Source organism: Streptomyces sp. NPDC101110 (assembly GCF_044759525.1).
GTDB lineage: Bacteria > Actinomycetota > Actinomycetes > Streptomycetales > Streptomycetaceae > Streptomyces.
On the sequence record NZ_JBIVZM010000006.1, the window covers coordinates 263,885 to 284,433 of the forward strand.

Below are 20,549 nucleotides of genomic sequence, written 5' to 3' on the forward strand. Positions count from 1 at the left end.
TTACACCGGAAGGAAGTTGATGGGGTGGCTGTCGGTCGCCCACAGGTACTGGACCGCGTAGGCCCGCCAGGGGCGCCAGGCCGCCGCGCGGGCGGTGAGGGCGGCCGGGGTGGACGGCAGCCCCAGGTCCCGGGCGGCGCGGCGGATGCCGAGGTCGGTGGGGAGGAAGGCGTCCGGGTCGCCGAGGGCGCGCATCGCGATGACGTCCACCGTCCAGGGTCCGAATCCCGGCAGGGCGAGGAGTTCGGCACGGGTTCGCGGCCAGTCGCTCTCGACGCCCAGGCGGAGGTCGCCGTCGGCGAGCCTGCGGACCAGGGTGGTGAAGGTCGTGCGGCGGGTGCGGGGCATCGCCAGTGTCTCGGGGTCGAGCGCGGCGAGGGACTCGGGTGCCGGGAAGAGGTGGGTGAGGCCGCCCTCTGGGTCCTCGACCGGTTCGCCGTACGCGGTGACCAGGCGGGCGGCGTGGGTGCGGGCGGCGGCGGTGGAGACCTGCTGCCCGAGCACGGCCCGGACGGCGAACTCGGCCTCGTCGACCGTGCGCGGCACGCGCCGTCCGGGTGCCTTGTCGACCAGGGGCGCGAGGACCGGGTCGGCGCGCAGCTGGTCGTCGATCGCGACCGGGTCGGCGTCCAGGTCGAGCAGACGGCGGCAGCGGCTGATGGCGACGGTCAGATCGCGCGGGTCGCTGAGGGTGAGGCGGCAGGCGATGTGGTCCGGGTTCGGGGTGAGGGCCACGATGCCATGGCCGTAGGGCAGGCGCAGGGTGCGGCGGTAGGAGCCGTCGCGCCACTCCTCCACGCCGGGTACGGCCGTCGCGGCCAGGTGGCCGAAGAGGTTGTCGGGGTTGAGCGGGGCGCGGAACGGCAGCCGCAGGGACAGGGCGCCCGGGGTGCTCGCGCCCTGCCGCTTCGGGGCGCGCAGCTCGCCCGGCGGGAGGGCGAAGACTTCGCGGACCGTGTCGTTGAAGGTGCGGATCGAGGCGAACCCGGCGGCGAAGGCGATCTGCGCCATGGGCAGGGCGGTCGTCTCGATGAGCAGCCGGGCCGTCTGGGCGCGCTGGGCGCGGGCGAGCGCGAGAGGGCCCGCGCCCAGCTCGGCGAGGAGCTGGCGTTCCACCTGCCGGGTGCTGTAGCCGAGGCGGCCGGCGAGGCCTGGCACGCCCTCGCGGTCCACGACTCCGTCCGCGATCAGCCGCATGGCTCGGGCCACGAGGTCGGCGCGCTGGTTCCACTCCGGGGAGCCGGGGCTGGTGTCGGGCCGGCAGCGCTTGCAGGCCCGGAACCCGGCCTGCTGACAGGCCGCCGCACTGGGGTGGAAGACCATGTTCTCCGGCTTGGGCGGTACCACCGGGCAACTGGGACGGCAGTAGATGCCGGTGGTCAGGACGGCCGTGAAGAACCAGCCGTCGAACCGCGCGTCCTTCGACCGGACGGCGCGCACGCAGCGCTCGGTGTCGGTGTGCATCCCCATCTGCATGCGTCCAGCATCCGGCACCGGGCGGCCCGGGGCTGGCGAGAATCCGACATCGACGTGCAGCGCGGCACCGCCCCAGCGGGACAGATGAAGGTTCATTCATGTGTTCGTCCGGGGCCGGTACGATGACGTCATGGGTCATGGAGCCGTCACCCCCGCGCAGGAGACCGCCGAGCGCGTACGCCTGGACGCGGACAACGTCGCGAAGGTCGCCACCACGCTCCAGGCCCTGTCCACGCCCTCCCGGCTGATGATCCTGGCGCGGCTGCGCGAAGGCCCGCTGCCGGCCACGGAGTTGGCCGCCGAGGTGGGCATGGAGCAGTCGGCCTGCTCGCACCAGCTGCGGCTGCTGCGCAATCTGGGTCTGGTCGTGGGTGAGCGGCAGGGCCGTTCGGTGGTCTACGCGCTGCACGACCACCATGTCGCCGAGCTGCTCGACCAGGCGGTGTACCACGTGGAGCATCTGCGGCTCGGCATCAGCGACGCCGCCGACTGAGGCGGCGCCGCTGCCCCACGGTCGGCCCTTAGGCCGTGGCGGTCGGCCGGCGCGAGGCCTCCATCGCCTCGCTCACGCGCGTCAGCGGACGCAGCCGGTAGGTGTACGCGTAGTCGCGGTTCGCCGGCAGCTTGAACTCGTCGTGCGTGTGCGCGCCCCAGCTGTTGTCGCCGCCCACGCCCATCTGGCGGTGGTTGATCCGCAGCACCACCGCGTCCCGGGGCGTGAGCTGGTAGTCGTGGCGGGCCCCGACCGAGAGGTCCTCGGGCGTGAAGTGCGAGGCGTTGACCTCCACCAGCGGCTCACCGCTCACGAGCAGGCCGCGTCCCCGGCCGTCGGTCAGGGCGGCCCAGCGGACGTCGGTCTTGTTGCCGTTCTCCTGGGGGCGCAGGTAGGAGGTCCACTGCCCGGAGACGGTGCCGGAGTACAGGCCGACGTCGGTGGCGTTGTTGCGGTCCCACATGTTCTCCTCGGGGCCCCGGCCGTAGTAGTGCAGCCGGTCCAGGCTCCGCGGCAGGAACAGCAGCGTGCCGACCTCCGGGATGTACGGCAGGCTCGCCGCGCCCGGGTGCAGGGTGTTGTCGACCTTGATCTCGCCGTTGCCGAAGACCGTGTACGTCGTGCTGTACGCGGACTCCGTGCCGGTGGGCAGCGTGCCGGTGACGGTGACCTCGACGGCCCGGTCGTCCAGCGGCCGTACCCGTACGTCGGTGATCTTCCGCTGCGCTCCGGCGTCGCGCCAGATCTGGTTGCGGGTGTGCTGGCCGTTGCCGCGGTCGTTGTCGGTGGGGGCCCGCCAGAAGTTCGGGACGGGTCCGGACGTGAGCAGCCGGGTGCCGCCCGCCTCGTAGGAGGTGATGGTGCCGGTGCCCTTGTCGAGGGTGACGGCGAAGCCCTTGCCCTTGACGGTGACGGTCTTGTCCCCGTCGGTGTGGCTCAGGGCGGGCACGCTCCGCAGCGGCGCGGGCCGCACGGCCGGACTGCCCGCGTCGAGAGCGAGTTGCCGGCTGGCCACCTCGAAGCCGGCCTTCGCCCAGGGGGTGGCTTCCCTGGTGGTGAAGGAGAGCTGGAGGAAGTACTCCGTGCCGGGCTCGGGCCTGGCCGGGAGCCGCACCGGGACCTTGACGTCCTTGCTGCTCAGTGGTGCCACGTCCAGCTGGTCGCGGGTCAGCCGGCCGCGCTGGACGACTTCGCCGTCGGCGACGAGGGACCAACGGCCTTCGAACTCACGGAGGTTGGTGAACAGGTACTCGTTGGTGAGCGTGACGGCGCCGGGGCCGTCGGAGGCCGACGTGGCGTTGACGGCCTGGTAGATCTGCTTGACCTCCGCGGACTTGCCGGTGAGGCCGCGGTCGGCGGTGACGATGCCGTCGCCGGAGAAGGCGCCGTCGTTGGGGTTGTCCCCCCAGTCACCGCCGTAGGCGTAGAACGTCCTGGCGCGGGGGCGCTTCTCGGTGAGGCCTGCGGTGGCGGCGTCGAACCAGAAGCGCACGTCCTCGTCGCCGGGCTTGCGGGCGTCCGAGGCCAGCTCGGTGGCGGTCAGCGCACGGGCGTACACACGAGCCCGGCGGATGGTGCCGCTGAACCCCCGGGTCGGGTTGTCGACGTCGGTGGCGAGCGACAGGGACGCGGTGTTGTCCGTGGGGCGCCGGGTGGTGGTCCTGGTGCCGCGCACCTGACCGTCGACCCAGAGGGTCAGCGTGCCCGCCTCCGCGTCGAAGACGCCGGCGACGTGGTGCTCCTTGCCGGTCCAGCCGTCGGGCAGCGCCCAGCTCGCGGTGATCCACTGGCCGCCGCCGTGGATGAAGAACTCCAGGTTCCCGTCGGTCTGCTTGAGGGCGTACTGGGTGTCGCCCTTGGCGATGATCGGCTGGTGGAAGCCGGTCACGTGCGGGGTGATCCAGGCCTCCAGCGTGAGGGAGCCGGTGAGGTCGAGACGGGGGTCGCGCGGGAAGACGGTGCCGCCGGAGACACCCTTGGCCCGGTCGAAGGTGCCGGCGGGCGCCATGATCTCGCCGCGCAGCGCGCCCGGGCCGGACTCGGTCAGCAGCTTGCGCGACGGGGTGGGCCAGCGCAGGGCCTGGTCGGCGAAGTCCCAGATCCAGCCGCCCTGGAGGACGTCGTAGCGGCGCACGATGTCCCAGTACTTCTTGAGGTTGCCGGTGGAGTTCCCCATCGCGTGGGAGTACTCGATCATCACGTACGGCCGGGTGTCGCCCGTGTCCTTGGCACGCTGCTCGACCCGCTGCGGGCTGTCGTACATCTCGGAGCGGATGTCGCTGATGCCCGGGCGGTCGTCGCCCTCGTACTGGATGACGCGGGTGGAGTCGTAGGAGCGGATCCAGTCGTGCATGGCGTTGAAGGTGGTGCCGCCGCCGGCCTCGTTGCCGAGGGACCAGATGACCACCGAGGCGTGGTTCTTGTCCCGGTGGACCATGTTCTGTGCGCGGACCACACACGCCTCGGTCCACTCCGGGTGCCCGCCGCCGGGGAACCTGTCGCGGATGCCGTGGGTCTCCAGGTTGGTCTCGTCGACGAGGTACAGGCCGTATTCGTCGGCGAGTTCGAGCCACAGCGGATTGTTGGGGTAGTGCGAGGTGCGGACGCTGTTGATGTTGAGGCGCTTGATGATCCGGATGTCCTCGACCATCTGCGCGCGGGTGAGCGCCGAGCCGGTGACGGGGTGCATCTCGTGCCGGTTGGTGCCGCGGAAGGATACCGGCTTGCCGTTGATGCGCATCAGGCCGTCCTTCAGCGCGAACTCGCGGAAGCCCACCCGGTGCGAGAGGGTCTCGATCACCTTGCCGGCCGGGTCGCGCAGGCGGAGCACGGCGGTGTAGAGGTTCGGGTGCTCGGCCGACCACAGCTTCGGCGCGGGGACGGCTCTGGCCGCCTCGGCGGTGGCCTCCTGGCCGTCGGGGAGGTCGACGGACCCGTTCAGGGGGCGGGACCAGACGGCGTGGCCGCGCGCGTCGTAGAGCTGGGTCTCGACGGTGTAGCGGCCCGCGCCCGTGCCGCCGTAGTCGCGGACGTGTGCGGTGACCTTGAGCTCGGCGGAGGTGTAGTCGTCGCCCAGCGGGGTGTCCAGGCGGAAGTCACGCAGGTGCACGCTGGGCGTGGAGAACAGGTGGACCGAGCGGAAGATGCCGCTCAGCCGGATCATGTCCTGGTCCTCCAGCCACTCCGCGTCGGAGTAGCGGTACACCTCGACGGCGATCTGGTTGGTGCCCGGCCTGAGGTGGGGGGTGATGTCGTACTCGGCGGAGGTGTAGGAGTCCTCGTGGTAGCCCACCAGTTCGCCGTTGATCCACACGTAGTGGGCGGACTTGACGCCCTCGAAGTGCAGGAAGGTGCGCCGGCCCTGCCAGTTGCGGGGCACGGTGAAGGTGCGGCGGTACTGGCCGACGGGGTTGTAGCGGGTCGGCGCGGCGGGCGGCTGGGCGTCCTCGCCGCCGCCGTTGGGGCCCCACCAGGGGTAGGTGATGTTGACGTAGATCGGGAAGTCGTAGCCGTGCATCTGCCAGGCCGAGGGCACGGGGACGGTGTCCCAGCCGGAGTCGTCGACGTCGGTGCCGTGGAAGTCCTTGTCCCGGTCCTCGGGGCGGTCCGCGTAGGCGAACTTCCAGGTGCCGTCGAGGCTCAGCCGGTAGGGCGAGCGCTCGCGATCACCCTTCAGGGCCTGTCCGAGGTCTGCGTAGGGCATCAGGGTGCTGTGCGGCGGCTCGGTCCCCACCCGGTACACACCCAGGGAGTCGTTCCACTCCGGGGGCCCGTCGGCCGCCGGGCGCCGGGCGGCCGCGTGCGACGCGGTGGGCGACGCCGCAAGGGCGAGCGCGCCGAGCACGGCGGCACCCCCTTCCAGCAGACGACGGCGGCTGACGACGGGCCGGTCGGCGGGGGACGGGTGCGGGGGGTGCGGCATGAACGTGGCCTTCCTCGGTTCGACAGGTGCGGTGCTGCACGGACTGAGGGCACGTCAGATGCGATCTTCAACTGCGCACCCTGGATGGGTGTTTCTGTTGAGTCGCGTGACAACTGACGGTAAGGAAGCAACTTCTGAGCAGGCATACCCTAGGACCCGCACACAAACGAAGCAATGACTGCGTCGGACTTTGTGCGGTCCTGATGGTTCAGGCCCGTGAGAAAGGCGAACAGCTCGCTCGTCAGCCGGGCGGGCGCGTCCAACGGGACCGGATGACCCGCCTCCGGGACGGGCACCAGCCGCGCCCCCGGGATCAGGGCCGCGAGCTCCTCCCCCTTGGCGAAGGGGATCCAGGTGTCCTCGGTGCCCCAGCAGACGGTGACGGGCAGGTCGATCGTCGGGTAGAGAGGCTGGATCTCGTCGGTGCAGCGCTGGTCGGCCTGCGCGATCTGCCGGTGGAACGCCGCCTGCCCCACCTCCCCCGTCCAGGGCCGCACCAGCGCGTCGAGCGCGGCGGGGCGCAGGCCGACGTGGCTGGCGGAGGAGCCGTACTGGCGCACCAGGGCCTCGTGCAGCGCCGCCGGGAGCTGCTCGAACACCCGGCTGTGCTCCCCGACAGGTGGAAGAAGGGGGACCCGCAGGGCTCCAGGGCCACCGGGTCGACCAGGGCGAGCCGCCGGCAGTGGGCGCCGTGCAGCAGGTGGGCGCGCAGGGCCACGCAGCCGCCGAAGTCGTGCGCGATCACCGACGGCTCCCGCAGGCCCCAGTGGGCCAGCAGCTCGGTGAAGACACGGCCCTGGGCGGCTAGTGAGACATCCTGGCCGGAGTGCATGCCGGAGGTGCCGTAGCCCGCCATGTCCCAGACGTGGACGTGGTGGCCGACGGCGGCGAGGGCGGGTGCGATCTCGTGCCACACGTACGACGAGAACGGCGTCCCGTGCAGCAGCACGACCGGCTCGTCCCCGGGCTCGCCGAGCCGGTCCCGGCGCACCGTCCCCGCCGGGGTGGGCAGGCTCTCCGCAGCCTCCGGCCCTCCACGACGCCGCTTCCTCCTCGTGCGGTGGTGACCCGCGGTTTTTTGTCATTTCGGCGCGACAGTGCCACTGCTCCGACCGTAATGTGACCTCATCGGACAGCCCGCACAACAGATCATGGCGGTACCTTTGCCGCGCCGGAAGGAGCGGCCCGCATGAACGGCTACGCGACCTCGGACCGCGACGCCGTCACGGCCGCGCCCGGCGGGCTGCTGGACCTGCTGAAGGTCGCGGCCGTGGTCCTCGACGCGGGCGGGCACATCGCGCTGTGGAGCCCCGAGATCGAGCAGCTGCTGGGCTGGACCGCCGAGGAGGCCCTGCGGCAGCGAGCCGACACCCTCCTGGTCTCCCCCGAGAACCGCCCCCGGGGCAGGGAGCTGTTCGCCCAGGTCAGCACGGGCGCCCGGTGGGCCGGTGTCTTCCCGCTGCGGCACCGCGACGGCACGGAACGAGCCGTGGAGTTCCGTACGATGCGCCTCCTCGACGCCGAGGGGCAGCCGCACCTGCTGGGACTGGCCACGGACGCGACGACCGTACGGCAGGTGGAGCGCGATCTCGCCCTCTCCCACAGCCTCGTCAACCAGACCCCGCTCGGCATCGCCGTCTTCGACAACGACCTGCGCTGGGTCGGGGTCAATCCCGCGCTGGAGCGGATCAACGGCGTGCCCGAGGAGGCGGTGCTGGGGCGCCGGGTCGGGGAGGTGCTGCCGGATCTGGACGTGGCGGCCATCGAGGCCCGGATGCGGCACGTCCTGGAGACCGGCAAACCCCTGCTCGACCAGCAGACCGTCGGGCGTACGGCGGCGGACACCCAGGACCGCGCCTACTCGGAGTCGTACCATCGCATCGAGGACACCGACGGCCGGGTCCTCGGGCTGGCGATGGCCGTGCTGGACGTCACCGAGCGCCAGCAGGCCGCGGCCGAGGTCGCGCAGGCACGCCAGCACCTGTCGGTGATCGCCGACGCGGGGGTGCGGATCGGCACGACCCTGGACCTGCAGCAGACCGCCCGGGAACTGGCCGACGTGGTCGTGCCGCATCTGGCGGACCTGGCCGCCGTGGACGTCCTGGAGTCGGTCGTGTCCCGGGGCACCATCACGCCCGTCTCGGGAGGCGCCCCGGCCGAGTTCCGGGCGCTGGCCGTGGCGGCGGGTTACCCCACCGACGCCATCCACGCCGCCGACCCGGTCGGCGAGCTCGCCACGTACGGCTCGTCGCGGATCATCACGCAGTGCGTGCGCAGCGCGCGTCCGGTCCTGGTCGAGCGGGTGGACAGCCGGATGCTGCGACGCCTCGCCCGGGACGCGCGGGCCGCCCAGGCCCTGCACGAGGCCGGGGCCCACTCCTACCTGGCGCTGCCGCTGATGGCCCGGGGCAAGGTGCTCGGCACGCTCTCGCTGTACCGCACGGTCAACGAGCGCCCCTTCGACGACCGGGACCGGGTACTCGCCTCGGAACTGGCCGCACGCGCCGCGATCTGCATAGACAACGCCCGCCTCTACGGCCGCGAGCGCGGCACCGCCCTGACCCTGCAGCGCAGCCTGCTCCCGAGCACGCCCGCCGAGCGGGAGGGTCTGGACATCGCCGCCCGCTACCGCCCGGCCCTCAGCGAGGTCGGCGGCGACTGGTACGACGTCCTGCCGCTGGGCCCCGGGCGCACCGGGCTGGTGGTCGGGGACGTCATGGGCAAGGGTGTCCAGGCCGCCGCGATCATGGGGCAGCTGAGCACGGCAACGCGGGCGCTGGCCCGGCTGGACCTGCCGCCCGCCGAGCTGCTGCGGCACCTCGACGACATCGCCGGCTCGCTCGGGGACGCGATCGCCACGTGCGTGTACGCGGTGTGCGACCTGGGGCGCGGCACCTGCGAGCTGTCCAGCGCCGGGCATCTGCCGCCGGTGCTCGCCGGGGCGGACGGCGGCGCGGAACTCCTCGACGTACCGGGCGGTGTCCCGCTCGGGGTCGGCGGTGTGGAGTTCGGCACCGTCGAGGTGGAACTCGCCCCGGGGTCCCTCCTCGCCCTGTACACGGACGGCCTGGTCGAGAACCGTGGGGAGCCGATCGACACCGGCCTCGGCACGCTGACCCGGCTGCTCCAGCACGCGGGGCCCAGCCTGCAGCGCGCGAGCGACAGTCTGCTCAGCGCGCTGAGTCCCGAGCCGGACGACGACGTGGCCCTGCTGCTGGTCCGCACGCGAGCCTGAGCCGCGAGGGGCTCAGGCGTCCCTCCTGCGTGGCGTGCACAGGGCCCAGATGACGAACGCGGACATCGCGATCATGATCACGGACCAGACCGGGTAGGCCGGCAGGGACAGGAAGTTGGCGATGATGACGAGCGCGGCGATGCCCACGCCGATGACGCGCGCCCAGCCTGCCTCCTGGAACAGGCCCATGCTGACCAGCACGGCGGCCACGCCCAGGGCGAGGTGGGTCCAGCCCCAGCCGGTGAGGTCGAACTCGAAGATGTAGTTGCGGGTCGAAACGAAGACCTCGTCCTCGGCGATGGCCGCGATGCCACGCATCACGGCGAGGATCCCGGCGATCATGAGCATGATCGCCGCGAAGGCCGTCATGCCGGTGGCCCAGCCGTGCTTCGCCGTCGTGCGCCCGTGCGGGGGGTGTGTGGCGGTCATCCTGCTCCTCGATTCTGCCGGGTCCGGCGCGGTCAGCGACCGGAGGTCGGGGATACCGGGGACGGAGAGCCCGCCGCCCCGGTGCCGTTTTCGCAGGTCCCTCCCGCCCTCGGGGAAGGGGCGCCGATCGCGGTCGGCCGTCCGGGTGCACCGGGCAGCCGCCCCCCTTTCGACCCCAGCCTGCCCGGGGCCCGTCCGGGTCGCCTCACCCGTGGCGGGTGATCCCTGTGCGGCGCCGGGGCGCTGAGGTGGTGGGACAGGCCTCGCGGGGCGCCCCGGTGCCGGAGGCAGGACCGAGACCGAGAGTCACGCGATGGACGATCCAGTGGAGCAGCCGCACCGGCGCCGGCCGGGGCAGCGGCGGCGTGCGGCGGTCTCGGCCCTCGCACGGGCCGTGCTCGTCGCGGCCGGACTCGTCACGGTCTACTACCTGCTCCCCCTGGACGGACGTGGCACGACCGGCGACTCCGTGCTGCTGGCCTGCGGTCTGCTGCTGGTGGTCGTGGTGTTCTGGTGGCAGGTGCGGGCCATCATGTCCTCGCCCCACCCCAGGCTGAAGGCCGTCGAGACCCTGGCCACCACGCTGGCGCTCTTCCTGCTGCTTTTCGCGGGCTCCTATTACCTGCTGGAGCACACCACCCCGGGCTCGTTCAGCGAGCCGCTGACCAAGACGGACTCCTTGTACTTCACGCTCACGACGTTCACCACAGTCGGATACGGCGACATCACAGCCCGCTCCCAGACCGGACGGGTGCTGACGATGATTCAGATGGTGGGCGGCCTGATGCTGGTGGGCGTGGCGGCACGCATCCTCGCCGGCGCCGTGCAGGAGGGACTGCGCCGGCAGGGCCGGGAGCCCTCGGACGACTTCCCCACGCGGCGGAAGGACTGAACGATGACCGTACCGAGCCCCTTCACGACCTTCATGTCCCCGGCCGAGCGGGCAACCGCGGGCCGGGAGGCGCGGCGGCGGGTACCGCGGTCGTCCCATGCCGGGTTCGAGGCGGGGCCGGACCGGTTCGACCCGGTCGATGTGCTGGAGCGCCAGTCGGCCACCCGTGTAACGGAGTTGGTGCCGATCCGCTACGCCCGCATGCTGGAGTCCCCGTTCCGCTTCTACCGCGGCGCGGCGGCGATCATGGCGGCGGACCTGGGGTCCGGCACGGACACCGGGCTGCGGGTGCAACTGTGCGGGGACGCCCACCTGCTGAACTTCCGGCTGCTGGCGTCGCCCGAGCGCCATCTCGTCTTCGACATCAACGACTTCGACGAGACGCTGGCCGGACCGTTCGAGTGGGACGTCAAGCGGCTCGCCGCCAGCTTCGTCATCGCGGGCCGCGCCAACGGCTTCGGGACGGCCGAGCAGAACAGCGCGGTCGAGACGTGTGTGCGGGCCTACCGGCGGCGGATGCGGGACTTCGCCGGAATGCGCAACCTGGACATCTGGTACGCCCAGGACGACGCCGACCACATGCGGGAGCTGATGGCCGCGTCGCTGTCCAAGGAAGCCCGGCGCCGCACCGCGAAGGCCACGGCCAGCGCCCGGACCCGCACCCACATGCAGGCCTACGAGAAGCTCACCCGGGACACGGCACAAGGGCGGCGGATCACGCCGGACCCGCCGCTGATCACCCCGTTGCGGGACCTGGTGGACGACTCCTCGGGGCACGGGCGGGAGAAGGAGCTGATGGCGGTCCTGGAGGGCTACGCCAGGAGCCTGTCGTCCGAGCGCCGGCACCTGCTGCGCCGCTACCGCCTGGTCGACATCGCCCGCAAGGTGGTCGGGGTCGGCAGTGTCGGCACCCGCTGCTGGATCGTGCTGCTGCTCGGCCGGGACGACGACGATCCGCTGCTGCTCCAGGCCAAGGAGGCGCAGGAGTCGGTGCTCGCGGCGCACAGCGGCGGCGACCGCTACGACAACCAGGGACGGCGCGTGGTGGCGGGACAGCGCCTGATCCAGACGACCAGCGACATCCTGCTGGGCTGGACGCACGCGGTGGGCCTCGACGGGCAGGAGCGGGACTTCTACGTGCGGCAACTGCGGGACTGGAAGGGCATCGCCCGGCCGGAGACCATGGATCCCGATCTACTGCGGCTGTTCGGGCGGCTGTGCGGGGCGAGCCTGGCACGGGCCCACGCCCGCTCCGGCGACCCCATCGCCATCGCGGCCTATCTGGGCGGTGGCGACCGCTTCGACCGGGCCCTCACCGTGTTCGCCCAGGCGTACGCCGACCGGAACGAGCGGGACTTCGAAGCGCTGGGCGCCGCGGTCCGCTCGGGCCGCGTGCAGGCGGCGGCGGAGTGACGACCGGCCCCGGCGGGACACGAGGGTGGAGCCCAGGACGGCTCCACGACGGCGCACCGCGACTGCCGGACCCGGACCGGTGCGCGCAGGTGCGGACCGGGACACGTCCCGGTGCCTGCCCCGGACACAGCGGCACTCTCTCACCCGCCGCGGGCGATGCGGCCTCGGCGTTCCCCGGGGTTCCCTGAGTTTCACGCACACCACTACGGAGCCGCGGGCCCGGCCCGGGCGGCTCGGAACAGGGGTACGGCCATGTGCCGCTGGCTCGCCTACTCGGGCACTCCCGTACTGCTCGACGACGTCCTCTACCGGCCGCAGCACTCGCTGATCGACCAGAGCCTGCACGCGCGGATGGGCGTCGAGACCACCAACGGCGACGGCTTCGGCGTCGGCTGGTACGCGTGGCACCTGCGCACCCCCGCGGTCATCCGCGACACCGGACCGGCCTGGAGCAACCGCAACCTGAGGGAGATCGCCGACCATGTGCGCTCGCCGCTGTTCTTCGCCCATGTGCGTGCCTCCACCGGGTCGGCCGTGCAGCAGACGAACTGCCATCCGTTCCGCCACGGGCGGTGGATGTGGATGCACAACGGGGCGATCGACGGCTTCCGCGAACTGCGCCGGGACCTCATGCTGGCCGTGGACCCGGGGCTGTTCCCGTCGATGGAGGGCACGACGGACTCCGAGGTGATGTTCCACGTGGCGCTCACCCTCGGGCTGGACGGCGATCCACCGGGTGCGGTGGCCCGGATGACGGGGCTGATCGAGCGGCTGGGCCGCGAGCACGGGGTGCCGCAGCCGCTGCAGATGACGGTCGCGGTGACCGACGGGGAGCGGGTGTGGTTCTTCCGCTACTCCAGCGCGGGCAAGTCACGGTCGCTGTACTACAGCAGCCGGGTGGAGGACGTGCGTGCCCTCCACCCCGACCTCGGGTTCCTGAACCATGTCTCCGACGAGACCCGGCTGGTCGTGTCGGAGCCCCTGGGCGACCTGCCGGGCGTGTGGAACGCCGTGCCGGAGAGCACCTACGGCGTCGTGCAGCCCGGCCGGGACCTGCTGAAGCACTTCGAGCCGGAGCCCGTCTGAACCCTGCCGGGGCTCAGCGCAGCCACGCGGCGAACGCCTCGTACGCCCGCTCGTCGAAGAGGACGAATCTGACTTCCTCGACCGTGGTCTCCGCCGCCCGTACGGTCTCGACCGCGATGCGGGCGCCGTCGTCCATCGGCCAGCCGTAGACGCCGGTGGAGATCGCGGGGAACGCCACGGTACGGGCGCCCAGTTCACCGGCCACACGGAGCGACTCGCGGTAGCAGGAGGCGAGCAGAGCGGAGCGGTCCTCGCTCGTGCTGAACACCGGGCCGACGGTGTGGACGACCCAGCGGGCGTCCAGCTCACCGGCGGTGGTGGCGACCGCGCGGCCGGTGGGCAGGCCCTTGCCGAGGTGGCCCGCGCGCAGCCTGCGGCAGTCCTCCAGGATCGCGGGTCCGCCGCGGCGGTGGATCGCTCCGTCGACCCCTCCCCCGCCCAGCAGGGAGGAGTTGGCCGCGTTGACGATCACGTCGACGCTCTCGCGGGTGATGTCGCCCCGGACCAGTTCGATGGCCGTCATATCCGCCTCAGCCGCTTCCAGACGGCCTTCGCCGCGTTGTGTCCCGACATGCCGTGCACCCCGGGGCCCGGCGGGGTCGCCGACGAGCAGATGAAGACCGCCGGGTGCGGGGTGCGGTACGGGAACAGTGTGGGCCTCGGGCGCAACAGGAGCTGGAGGCCGGAGGCCGCGCCGGAGGCGATGTCCCCGCCGATGTAGTTGGCGTTGCGGGCGGCGAGTTCGGGCGGGCCCGCCGTGGCCCGGGCCAGGACGCGGTCGCGGAACCCCGGGGCGAAACGCTCCAGTTGGCGCTCGATGGTGTCGGTGAGATCACCGGTCCAGCCGTGCGGGACGTGCCCGTAGGCCCAGAAGACGTGCTTTCCCTCCGGAGCGCGGGTGGGGTCGACGACGCTCGGCTGGACCGTGATCAGGAACGGCTTGTCGGGGGCCCGGCCCTCGCGGGAGGCGGCGCGCAGGGCCGTGCCGATCTCCGCGCTGCTCGCGCCGACCTGCACCGTGCCGGCGGCACGGGCCTCCTTCGCGGTCCAGGGCACCGGGCCGTCCAGCGCGTAGTCGATCTTGAAGACGCCCGGCCCGTAGCGGTATCCGGCGTAGTGGTTGCCGAAGCCGGCGATGCGGGCCAGGGCGGTGGGTGAGGTGTCGAAGACGTACGCACGGGCCGGCGGCAGGTCGTCGAGGCGCTTGACCTCGTAGTCGGTGTGGACGCTGCCGCCGAGGTCCCGCAGATAGGCGGCGAGGGCGTCGGAGAGGGACTGGGAGCCGCCGCGGGCGAGGGGCCAGCCGCGGGCGTGTGCCGCGAGGGCGAAGACCAGGCCGACGGCGCCGGTGGCGAAGCCGCCGAGCGGTGCCATGACGTGGGCGACGAGCCCGGAGAACAGGGCCTTGGCCGGCTCGTCGCGGAAGCGGCGCATCAGCAGCGTCGACGGGGGCAGTCCGGTCAGGCCGAAGCGGGCGAGGGTCACCGGGTCGCGCGGCAGCGCGGTCAGCGGCAGTGACATGAAGTCCCGGGCGAGGGTGTCCCACTTGGGCAGGAAGGGCTCGATGAGCCTGCGGTAGGCACCGGCGTCGCGCGGACCGAAGGAGGCGGCCGTCTCACCGACCGTCCGGGCCAGGACGGCCGCCGAGCCGTCCGGGAAGGGATGCGCCATGGGCAGCTCGGCGTGCAGCCACTCCAGGCCGTACCGCTCGAGCGGCAGGGCGCGGAACGCCGGTGAGTTGACGGCGAGCGGGTGGGCCGCTGAGCACGGGTCGTGCCGGAAGCCGGGGAGGGTGAGCTCCTCGGTGCGGGCCCCGCCGCCCACGGTGCTCCGGGCCTCGAAGACGGCGACGGAGAAACCGCGACGGGCCAGCTCCACGGCCGCGGTCAGTCCGTTCGGTCCCGCACCCACTACGACGGCATCGAGCATCGACGGCACCTTCGGACCCCTTCGTCAGCCGACGGCCACTGGGGATCAGGATATGCCCGGAGACTGACAGTCACCGGCCGCGGGTGATTTCCGCCGAGGAAGGCCGCTTCGGGACGGCTGGCACCGCCGTGCACACACGCCGGGTGGCCGGCCGTGTGCGGCACGCGACTGATCCGTGCTCAGGACCCGCCCGACAGCAGGCCCACCACCCTGCGGGCGGTGGCCGCGTCGCGGGCGGCGGTGAAGGGCAGGGTGTTGCCGCCCGCGATGCGGAACGGCTCGCCCGCGAGGGTGAGGTGGGCGCCGCCCGCCTCCTCGACCAGGAGCAGACCGGCCGCGTGGTCCCAGGCCGCTTCCCAGCTGAACGCCACCGCGTCCAACTCGCCGCGGGCGATGGCGAGGTAATCCAGCCCGGCCGAACCGCACGGGCGCGGTGCCACGCCGTCGGCGCGCAGGCCGAGCAGGGCGTCCTTCTGCTCGTCCGTGGTGTAGTCGGGGTGGGAGGTGGCCACGCGCAGGTCCCGGCCGGGCTCCGGCACTCCGGCGAACAGCCGCTCCCCGTCGAGGTGGGCGCCCTTGCCGCGCCGGGCGGTGGCGAACCGGTCGCGGGCGGGCGCGTACGTCCAGGACGCGAGCACGGTGCCGCGGTGGGCGAGCGCGACCAGGGTGCAGAACCCCGCCTCGCCGCGCACGAACTGGCGTGTCCCGTCGACCGGGTCGACGATCCAGACCGGGGCGTCGCCGCGTACCGCCTCGTACGTCGCGGGGCGGGCGTGCACCGCCTCCTCGCCGACCACGACCGAGCCGGGCAGCAGGGCTGCCAGGGCCTCGGTGAGGTACAGCTCGGCCTTGCGGTCGGCGTCGGTCACCAGGTCGTGCGGGCCGCTCTTCTGGTCGACCTCGTGCGCGGCGAGCCGGCGCCAGCGCGGCAGGATCTCGGCGGCGGCCGCCTTGCGGACCGCCTCTTCGACGTCGGAGGAGTGCTGTGCGAGAAACTCTTCGATGGTTTCGTTGCTGTCGATCACCCCTCCATGACACCACGCGCCACTGACAGGACCCGCCCGCCGGGTGCACTCCGGGTGGCATCGCGGTGAACAGCCGGGCGCGCCCGGGCACGGCCGGACGGCGCCGCGCGCAGCCCACGCGCCTGCCGACCGGTCACCGCCGGCTCACCGGCCCACCGCGTACCCCTGCATCCCGCGCGGGTTCGCCGCCGCCGACAGCACGCCCGTTCCCGGGTCCCGCGCGACCACGCACAGCCGGCCCTCCGACCAGGGACCGCCCACGGTCACGTCATGGCCGCGACGCCGCAGTTCGGCGACGACGGACGGGTCGGTGCGGGCCTCCACGGTCACACTGCCCGGGCGCCTGCCGCGCGGGTAGAAGGAGCCGGGGAAGCTGTCGTTGTGCCAGTTCGGGGCGTCGATCGCGCCCTGGAGGTCGAGGCCGCCGCGTACGGGGCCGCGCAGGGCGACCGCGAGGAGGAAGTACAGCTGCCACTGGTCCTGCTGGTCCCCGCCGGGCGTGCCGAACGCCATGACGGGCATGCCGTCACGCAGGGCGATCGAGGGTGTCAGGGTGGTGCGGGGGCGTCGGCCGGGCGTGAGGGAGTTCGGCAACCCCTCCTCCAGCCAGGTCATCTGGAGCCGGGTGCCGAGCGGGAAGCCGAGTTCGGGCACGACCGGGTTGGACTGGAGCCACCCGCCGCTGGGCGTGGCCGAGATCATGTTGCCCCAGCAGTCGACGACGTCGATGTGGCAGGTGTCCCCGCGGGTGGTGCCGTCGGCGAGGATCTCCGGTTCACCGGGCACGGGGGAAACCGGGCTCTCGGCGACGGTCGGTTCGCCGGGCACGGGGGAAACCGGGCTCTCGGTGACGGTCGGTTCGCCAGGGAGGGGGAACGCCGGGCTCCTGGCGACGGTCGGTTCGCCGACGCCCGGGGCCTCGGAGCCTTCCGGTGCGGCGGCCGCCACGCGCGCGTGCGCGCACAGCCGCGGGGTGCGTCCGCCGGGGCTGCCGGGCCGCAGACCGTTCTCGGCCCGCTCGCCGACGAGGGCGCGGCGGGCGGTGTTGTACGCGCCGGACAGCAGGTCGTCCAGCGGCACGTCGGCGGCGTCCCCGTACCAGGCCTCCCGGTCGGCCATGGCGAGCTTGCAGTTCTCCACCAGGAGGTGGACGTAGTCGGCCGAGCCGTACGGGGGCGGTTCGGGCGGGAGCAGGGCGAGTTGCTGGAGCAGCACCGGGCCCTGGCTCCAGGGGCCCGGCTTGCACACGGTCCAGCCGTTCCAGTCGTGCGTCGCCGCCGGCTCGTAGGTCGCGGACCATGCGGCGAGGTCGGCGGCCGTGAGGGTGCCGATGTGGCGTTCGCCGCTGGTGTCCTTCGTGGGGCGTGCGGCCTGGCGGACGAGGGCCTCGGCGATGAACCCGGTGCGCCACGCCTCCCGCGCGGCGTCGATCCGCGCCTCCCTGTCCCCCACCCCGGCGGTCTCGGCGAGCAGGCGCTTCCAGGTGGCGGCGAGCGCCGGGTTGGCGAAGAGTTCGCCGGGGCGCGGCGCCTTGCCGCCGGGCAGGTAGACATCGGCCGACGAGGTCCACTCCGTCTCGAACAGCTCGCGCACGGTCTCGACGGTCTCGCCGACCCGCTCCACGGGCGCGTGCCCGTGCTCGGCGTAGCCGATGGCGTACGCGAGGACGTCGTCCAGGGACTTGGTGCCGTGGTCGCGCAGCAACAGCATCCAGGCGTCGAACGCGCCCGGTACGGCGGCGGCCAGCGGGCCGGTGCCGGGGACGAGGTCCAGGCCGAGGCCCGCGTAGTGGGCGACGGTCGCGCCCGCCGGTGCGACGCCCTGCCCGCACAGCACCCGTACCTCGCCGCCGGCGGGGGCCAGCAGGATCGGCACCTCGCCGGCCGGGCCGTTGAGGTGCGGCTCGACGACGTGCAGCACGAAGGCGCCCGCGACGGCGGCGTCGTAGGCGTTGCCGCCGCTCTCCAGGACGGCCATCGCCGACTGCGAGGCGAGCCAGTGGGTGGAGGACACCATGCCGAAGGTGCCCCTCAGGGTGGGGCGGGTCGTGAATTGCATACCTGACCTCGGTGTTTACGTGTGTCGTTCGGCCAAGATTGGCCCGTGGGGAGAATCTGGGGATAATGAACGCGAGGCCATCTCCTCCAGGTAGACCCATTACCCCCTCTTTCCTGGCTGGCTATTGAGGCCCGAAACTGCTGCGCTCACGGAGTAACGTGCACAGCGGATCAGCGGCAACCCGTCTCACCTGGCGAAATGGGTGCCTTGGTGGGCACCAAGATCTCCTCTTGCACGCTGCCGCTCCGTTACGCGGACACGTCGAACCCGGTACCGCAGGCGGAGGAGCTCGGACGCCAAGTTACCCAGGATCTCGTACCTTGACCGTCAACCAGGCGGCCGATCCAGTCACCCTGCCTGGGTGTGATCAGCCTAAGACCTGTCCCGCAATGATCTTCGCTCGTCACCGGGTCACCATGACGTGCTGGCCTGCTGGTTCGGGGTGGACCGCTCCACCATCACCCGGGCCGTCGGTGAGGTGCGGCCCCTGCCCGCCGAGCAAGGATGCACCATCAGCCTTGACGTGCGGCTGCAGTCTCTGGCCGAGGTCGTCGACCATCTCGGCTCGAGCGGAACGACCGGCATCGTCGACGGCACCGAGATCCAGGTTCGCCGCCCGGCCACCGGTTTGCTGTCCCACCAGCAGACCGTGGACCTGAAGCCGCCACGGCAGACGTAAATCCGGGCCGTACCGAAGGTCGCGACGTCTCACCGCCTACCGTGCACGAGGTCGTTAGTCGCCAACGACGGTCACACGCCCAGCTTCGGGATGCGGGCTTCGTCGAAGGTTCCGATCCGTCCGTAGCGGGTCTTGGGGACGACGAACAGCCCCTGCTCATCGATCCCCCGAAGTGCACCGGCTGGCTCAGCGGCCGGTACTCGCATCCGATCAACCCGCCTGGGATGCATTTCGGGCAAGACTCCCGACATCACCCAAGCAAGTCCACTACTGAACTTGATTGGGTGGTGTCGGGACGGTTCGCCTGACAGCGGCCTGCTGGCTCCGGTAGCTCCTGGGGAGTGCAATACGCGCAGGGTGGTGGGCCGACCGACGCCGAGAGAGCCGCGGGAGCGGATCAGGTTACAGGCTGTCATTCACTTTGAGGGCGGGGAGACGAACCGCGCGGTCGCCACTGCTCTGCGGGTGATCGAGCCGTCGGTGGAGCGATGGTGCAGGGCCTGGCGCGAGCGCGGCGAGGCCGAGGTCCTGTCGCGGGGCTCTCCAGGACGGTCCCGGCTCAGCGAAACGCAGATCGCCAGGCTGAAGCGGGAGTTGGAGCGTGGGCCGTTGGTCCACGGCTGGGCGGACCAACGGTGGACACTGACACGGATCAAGACGTTACTCGGTCGGCTGTTCCACGTTTCCGACACCGTTGAGGGCACGTGGAGGTTGCTGAAGCGGCACGGGTGGAGATGGCAACAGCCGGTTAAGCGGGCCATTGAGCAGGACGACAATGCGGTCGGGGTGTGGAAGAAGGAGGTCTGGCCGCGGGTAAGAGCATCGCATCGGAGTGCGATGCCTGGATCGCCTTCGAGGACGAGGCCGGGCAGTCGACGACTCCGCCGCGTGCCAGGACCTGGGGTCGGATCGGTCAGACCCCGGTCGTGCGGCTGCGGGGCCGGGGCTCCGGGCGGGTGCCGATGGAGGGCATTGCCTGCTTCAAGCCGGGTCGGCGGTCCCGGCTCGTCTATGCAATCCGCGAGTATCGGGGCCGCAAGGACGAGCCGAAGGGCTTCGGCTGGGCAGGACTTCCGCGACCTGGGCAACCTTGGCCACCGCCGACCTCGGTGAAATCACCAGAGCCCTAAACGTCGGCTCAAGGGGGTCCAGTACCGCCCTCACCTCGTCGATGGCTGCATCGCTGCCACCGGCCTGAGCCTGGACGGCTGGCCGAAATCGGAATCGGTCCGAGATCACGCCCGCCAGTCCGCATAATCCCCGATCGCCACGTCGTCGCAGAAGGTCTCCCAAAACCCGTTGTGCACTAGAGCGGTCTCGTCGATGCCGGAGACGAGATGGCGCAGCTCTTCCGCGACCTCCTCACACCTCTCCTCTTCGCCCTCCGCATAGAATGGGAAGCGTTCGATCACGGCCGCGACGCACCGGTTGAAGAAGTCGAGGTCCCTGTTCACGTGACTGGTCGTCGCTGACTCGATCTCATGAATCTGCACCACGTGACCACGGACCGCGTCGACGGCGATACGTCCGAACAGGCCAGTCGTCGCGATGGCGACCAGCCCCCGCTCACCGATCCCCTCGAAGTGCACCGGCTCGCTCAGCGGCCCGTACTCGTAGCCGATCAACCCGCCTGGGATGCTCGTTTCCCCGAGATCGACAGCGATCTGGGTAGGTACCTCGGGTGGCGCCTCGATGGGGATCAAGAGGAACTCGGGCTTCGGCAACTGCGGCAGGGGCTGACTCACGGGAGGATCCTCTCCCGGCGAACTGCCCCGCAACACCCACAGGCCCGCAAGACAGACGACTCGCGCTGGGCGTCTGGACCCGACATCACGCATTCAAGTTCAGAAGCGCTGCAGGTGCATCGGAGGGCAACCAGGGGCGAGGGAGATACCGATCGATCCCCTCGCCC

At 71.9% G+C, this 20,549-nt stretch carries 16 protein-coding genes; 7 read left to right on the forward strand and 9 right to left on the reverse strand.

The genetic code is table 11. From position 1 onward, the window contains the following. Complete coding sequence (locus ACIQU3_RS16450) at positions 1 to 1,476, reverse strand: AlkA N-terminal domain-containing protein (protein WP_403925622.1); 1,476 nt, start codon at positions 1,474 to 1,476, stop codon at positions 1 to 3. Positions 1,477 to 1,606: 130 nt separating this feature from the next. Between ACIQU3_RS16450 and ACIQU3_RS16455 the strand changes: the two genes are divergently transcribed. Next, positions 1,607 to 1,969, forward strand: a complete 363-nt coding sequence (locus ACIQU3_RS16455) for an ArsR/SmtB family transcription factor (RefSeq protein ID WP_403733590.1) — start codon at positions 1,607 to 1,609, stop codon at positions 1,967 to 1,969. 28 nt (positions 1,970 to 1,997) lie between these two features. On the opposite strand, the gene ACIQU3_RS16460 is transcribed toward ACIQU3_RS16455, so the two are convergent. Both ACIQU3_RS16460 and ACIQU3_RS16465 read right to left on the reverse strand, forming a co-directional pair. Then, positions 1,998 to 5,891, reverse strand: a complete 3,894-nt coding sequence (locus ACIQU3_RS16460; protein ID WP_403733587.1) for a glycoside hydrolase family 2 TIM barrel-domain containing protein — start codon at positions 5,889 to 5,891, stop codon at positions 1,998 to 2,000. 313 nt (positions 5,892 to 6,204) lie between these two features. Further along, positions 6,205 to 6,882, reverse strand: a complete 678-nt coding sequence (locus ACIQU3_RS16465) for an alpha/beta fold hydrolase (protein WP_403925624.1) — start codon at positions 6,880 to 6,882, stop codon at positions 6,205 to 6,207. A 198-nt stretch (positions 6,883 to 7,080) separates the two neighbouring features. Here ACIQU3_RS16465 and ACIQU3_RS16470 point away from each other — a divergent pair, with 198 nt between their 5' ends. Continuing rightward, complete coding sequence (locus ACIQU3_RS16470) at positions 7,081 to 9,126, forward strand: SpoIIE family protein phosphatase (RefSeq protein ID WP_403733584.1); 2,046 nt, start codon at positions 7,081 to 7,083, stop codon at positions 9,124 to 9,126. A 12-nt stretch (positions 9,127 to 9,138) separates the two neighbouring features. Here ACIQU3_RS16470 and ACIQU3_RS16475 read toward each other — a convergent pair whose 3' ends face one another. Beyond that, positions 9,139 to 9,555 (reverse strand): hypothetical protein, encoded by a 417-nt coding sequence (locus ACIQU3_RS16475; protein WP_403733581.1) that lies wholly within the window; start codon positions 9,553 to 9,555, stop codon positions 9,139 to 9,141. Between the two features lie 313 nt (positions 9,556 to 9,868). On the opposite strand from ACIQU3_RS16475, the gene ACIQU3_RS16480 reads away from it, so the two are divergent. The 3 genes from ACIQU3_RS16480 (at position 9,869) to ACIQU3_RS16490 (ending at position 12,946) form a co-directional block, all read left to right on the forward strand. Next, positions 9,869 to 10,447 (forward strand): potassium channel family protein, encoded by a 579-nt coding sequence (locus ACIQU3_RS16480; RefSeq protein WP_403925627.1) that lies wholly within the window; start codon positions 9,869 to 9,871, stop codon positions 10,445 to 10,447. Positions 10,448 to 10,450: 3 nt separating this feature from the next. Then, on the forward strand, positions 10,451 to 11,860 hold the full coding sequence (locus ACIQU3_RS16485) for a DUF2252 domain-containing protein (protein ID WP_403733573.1): 1,410 nt from the start codon (positions 10,451 to 10,453) through the stop codon (positions 11,858 to 11,860). Positions 11,861 to 12,112: 252 nt separating this feature from the next. Next, entirely contained in the window at positions 12,113 to 12,946 is an 834-nt protein-coding gene (locus ACIQU3_RS16490; protein WP_403733570.1) for a class II glutamine amidotransferase, read from the forward strand. 13 nt (positions 12,947 to 12,959) lie between these two features. Here ACIQU3_RS16490 and ACIQU3_RS16495 read toward each other — a convergent pair whose 3' ends face one another. From ACIQU3_RS16495 to ACIQU3_RS16510, 4 genes are all read right to left on the reverse strand, one after another. Further along, positions 12,960 to 13,469 carry an O-acetyl-ADP-ribose deacetylase gene (locus tag ACIQU3_RS16495; RefSeq protein WP_403733567.1) on the reverse strand — a complete coding sequence of 170 codons (510 nt, stop codon included), beginning with the start codon at positions 13,467 to 13,469 and terminating at the stop codon, positions 12,960 to 12,962. Further along, the gene (locus ACIQU3_RS16500; RefSeq protein ID WP_403925630.1) at positions 13,466 to 14,875 is read right to left on the reverse strand and encodes a phytoene desaturase family protein; all 1,410 of its coding nucleotides are present in this window, start codon (positions 14,873 to 14,875) and stop codon (positions 13,466 to 13,468) included. The genes ACIQU3_RS16495 and ACIQU3_RS16500 overlap by 4 nt, the downstream gene beginning before the upstream one ends. Positions 14,876 to 15,054: 179 nt before the next feature. Next, positions 15,055 to 15,900: an inositol monophosphatase family protein gene (locus ACIQU3_RS16505; protein WP_403925633.1), complete on the reverse strand. Its 846-nt coding sequence runs from the start codon at positions 15,898 to 15,900 to the stop codon at positions 15,055 to 15,057. Positions 15,901 to 16,044: 144 nt separating this feature from the next. After that, complete coding sequence (locus tag ACIQU3_RS16510) at positions 16,045 to 17,958, reverse strand: gamma-glutamyltransferase family protein (RefSeq protein ID WP_403925640.1); 1,914 nt, start codon at positions 17,956 to 17,958, stop codon at positions 16,045 to 16,047. Between the two features lie 421 nt (positions 17,959 to 18,379). On the opposite strand from ACIQU3_RS16510, the gene ACIQU3_RS16515 reads away from it, so the two are divergent. Next, positions 18,380 to 18,637 carry a hypothetical protein gene (locus ACIQU3_RS16515; RefSeq protein WP_403733551.1) on the forward strand — a complete coding sequence of 86 codons (258 nt, stop codon included), beginning with the start codon at positions 18,380 to 18,382 and terminating at the stop codon, positions 18,635 to 18,637. Positions 18,638 to 18,997: 360 nt separating this feature from the next. Next, positions 18,998 to 19,750 (forward strand): winged helix-turn-helix domain-containing protein, encoded by a 753-nt coding sequence (locus ACIQU3_RS16520; RefSeq protein WP_403925645.1) that lies wholly within the window; start codon positions 18,998 to 19,000, stop codon positions 19,748 to 19,750. Positions 19,751 to 19,872: 122 nt separating this feature from the next. Here ACIQU3_RS16520 and ACIQU3_RS16525 read toward each other — a convergent pair whose 3' ends face one another. Further along, positions 19,873 to 20,382, reverse strand: coding sequence for an SUKH-4 family immunity protein (locus ACIQU3_RS16525; protein ID WP_403733545.1), 510 nt, complete (start codon positions 20,380 to 20,382; stop codon positions 19,873 to 19,875). Positions 20,383 to 20,549: the final 167 nt, after the last annotated feature.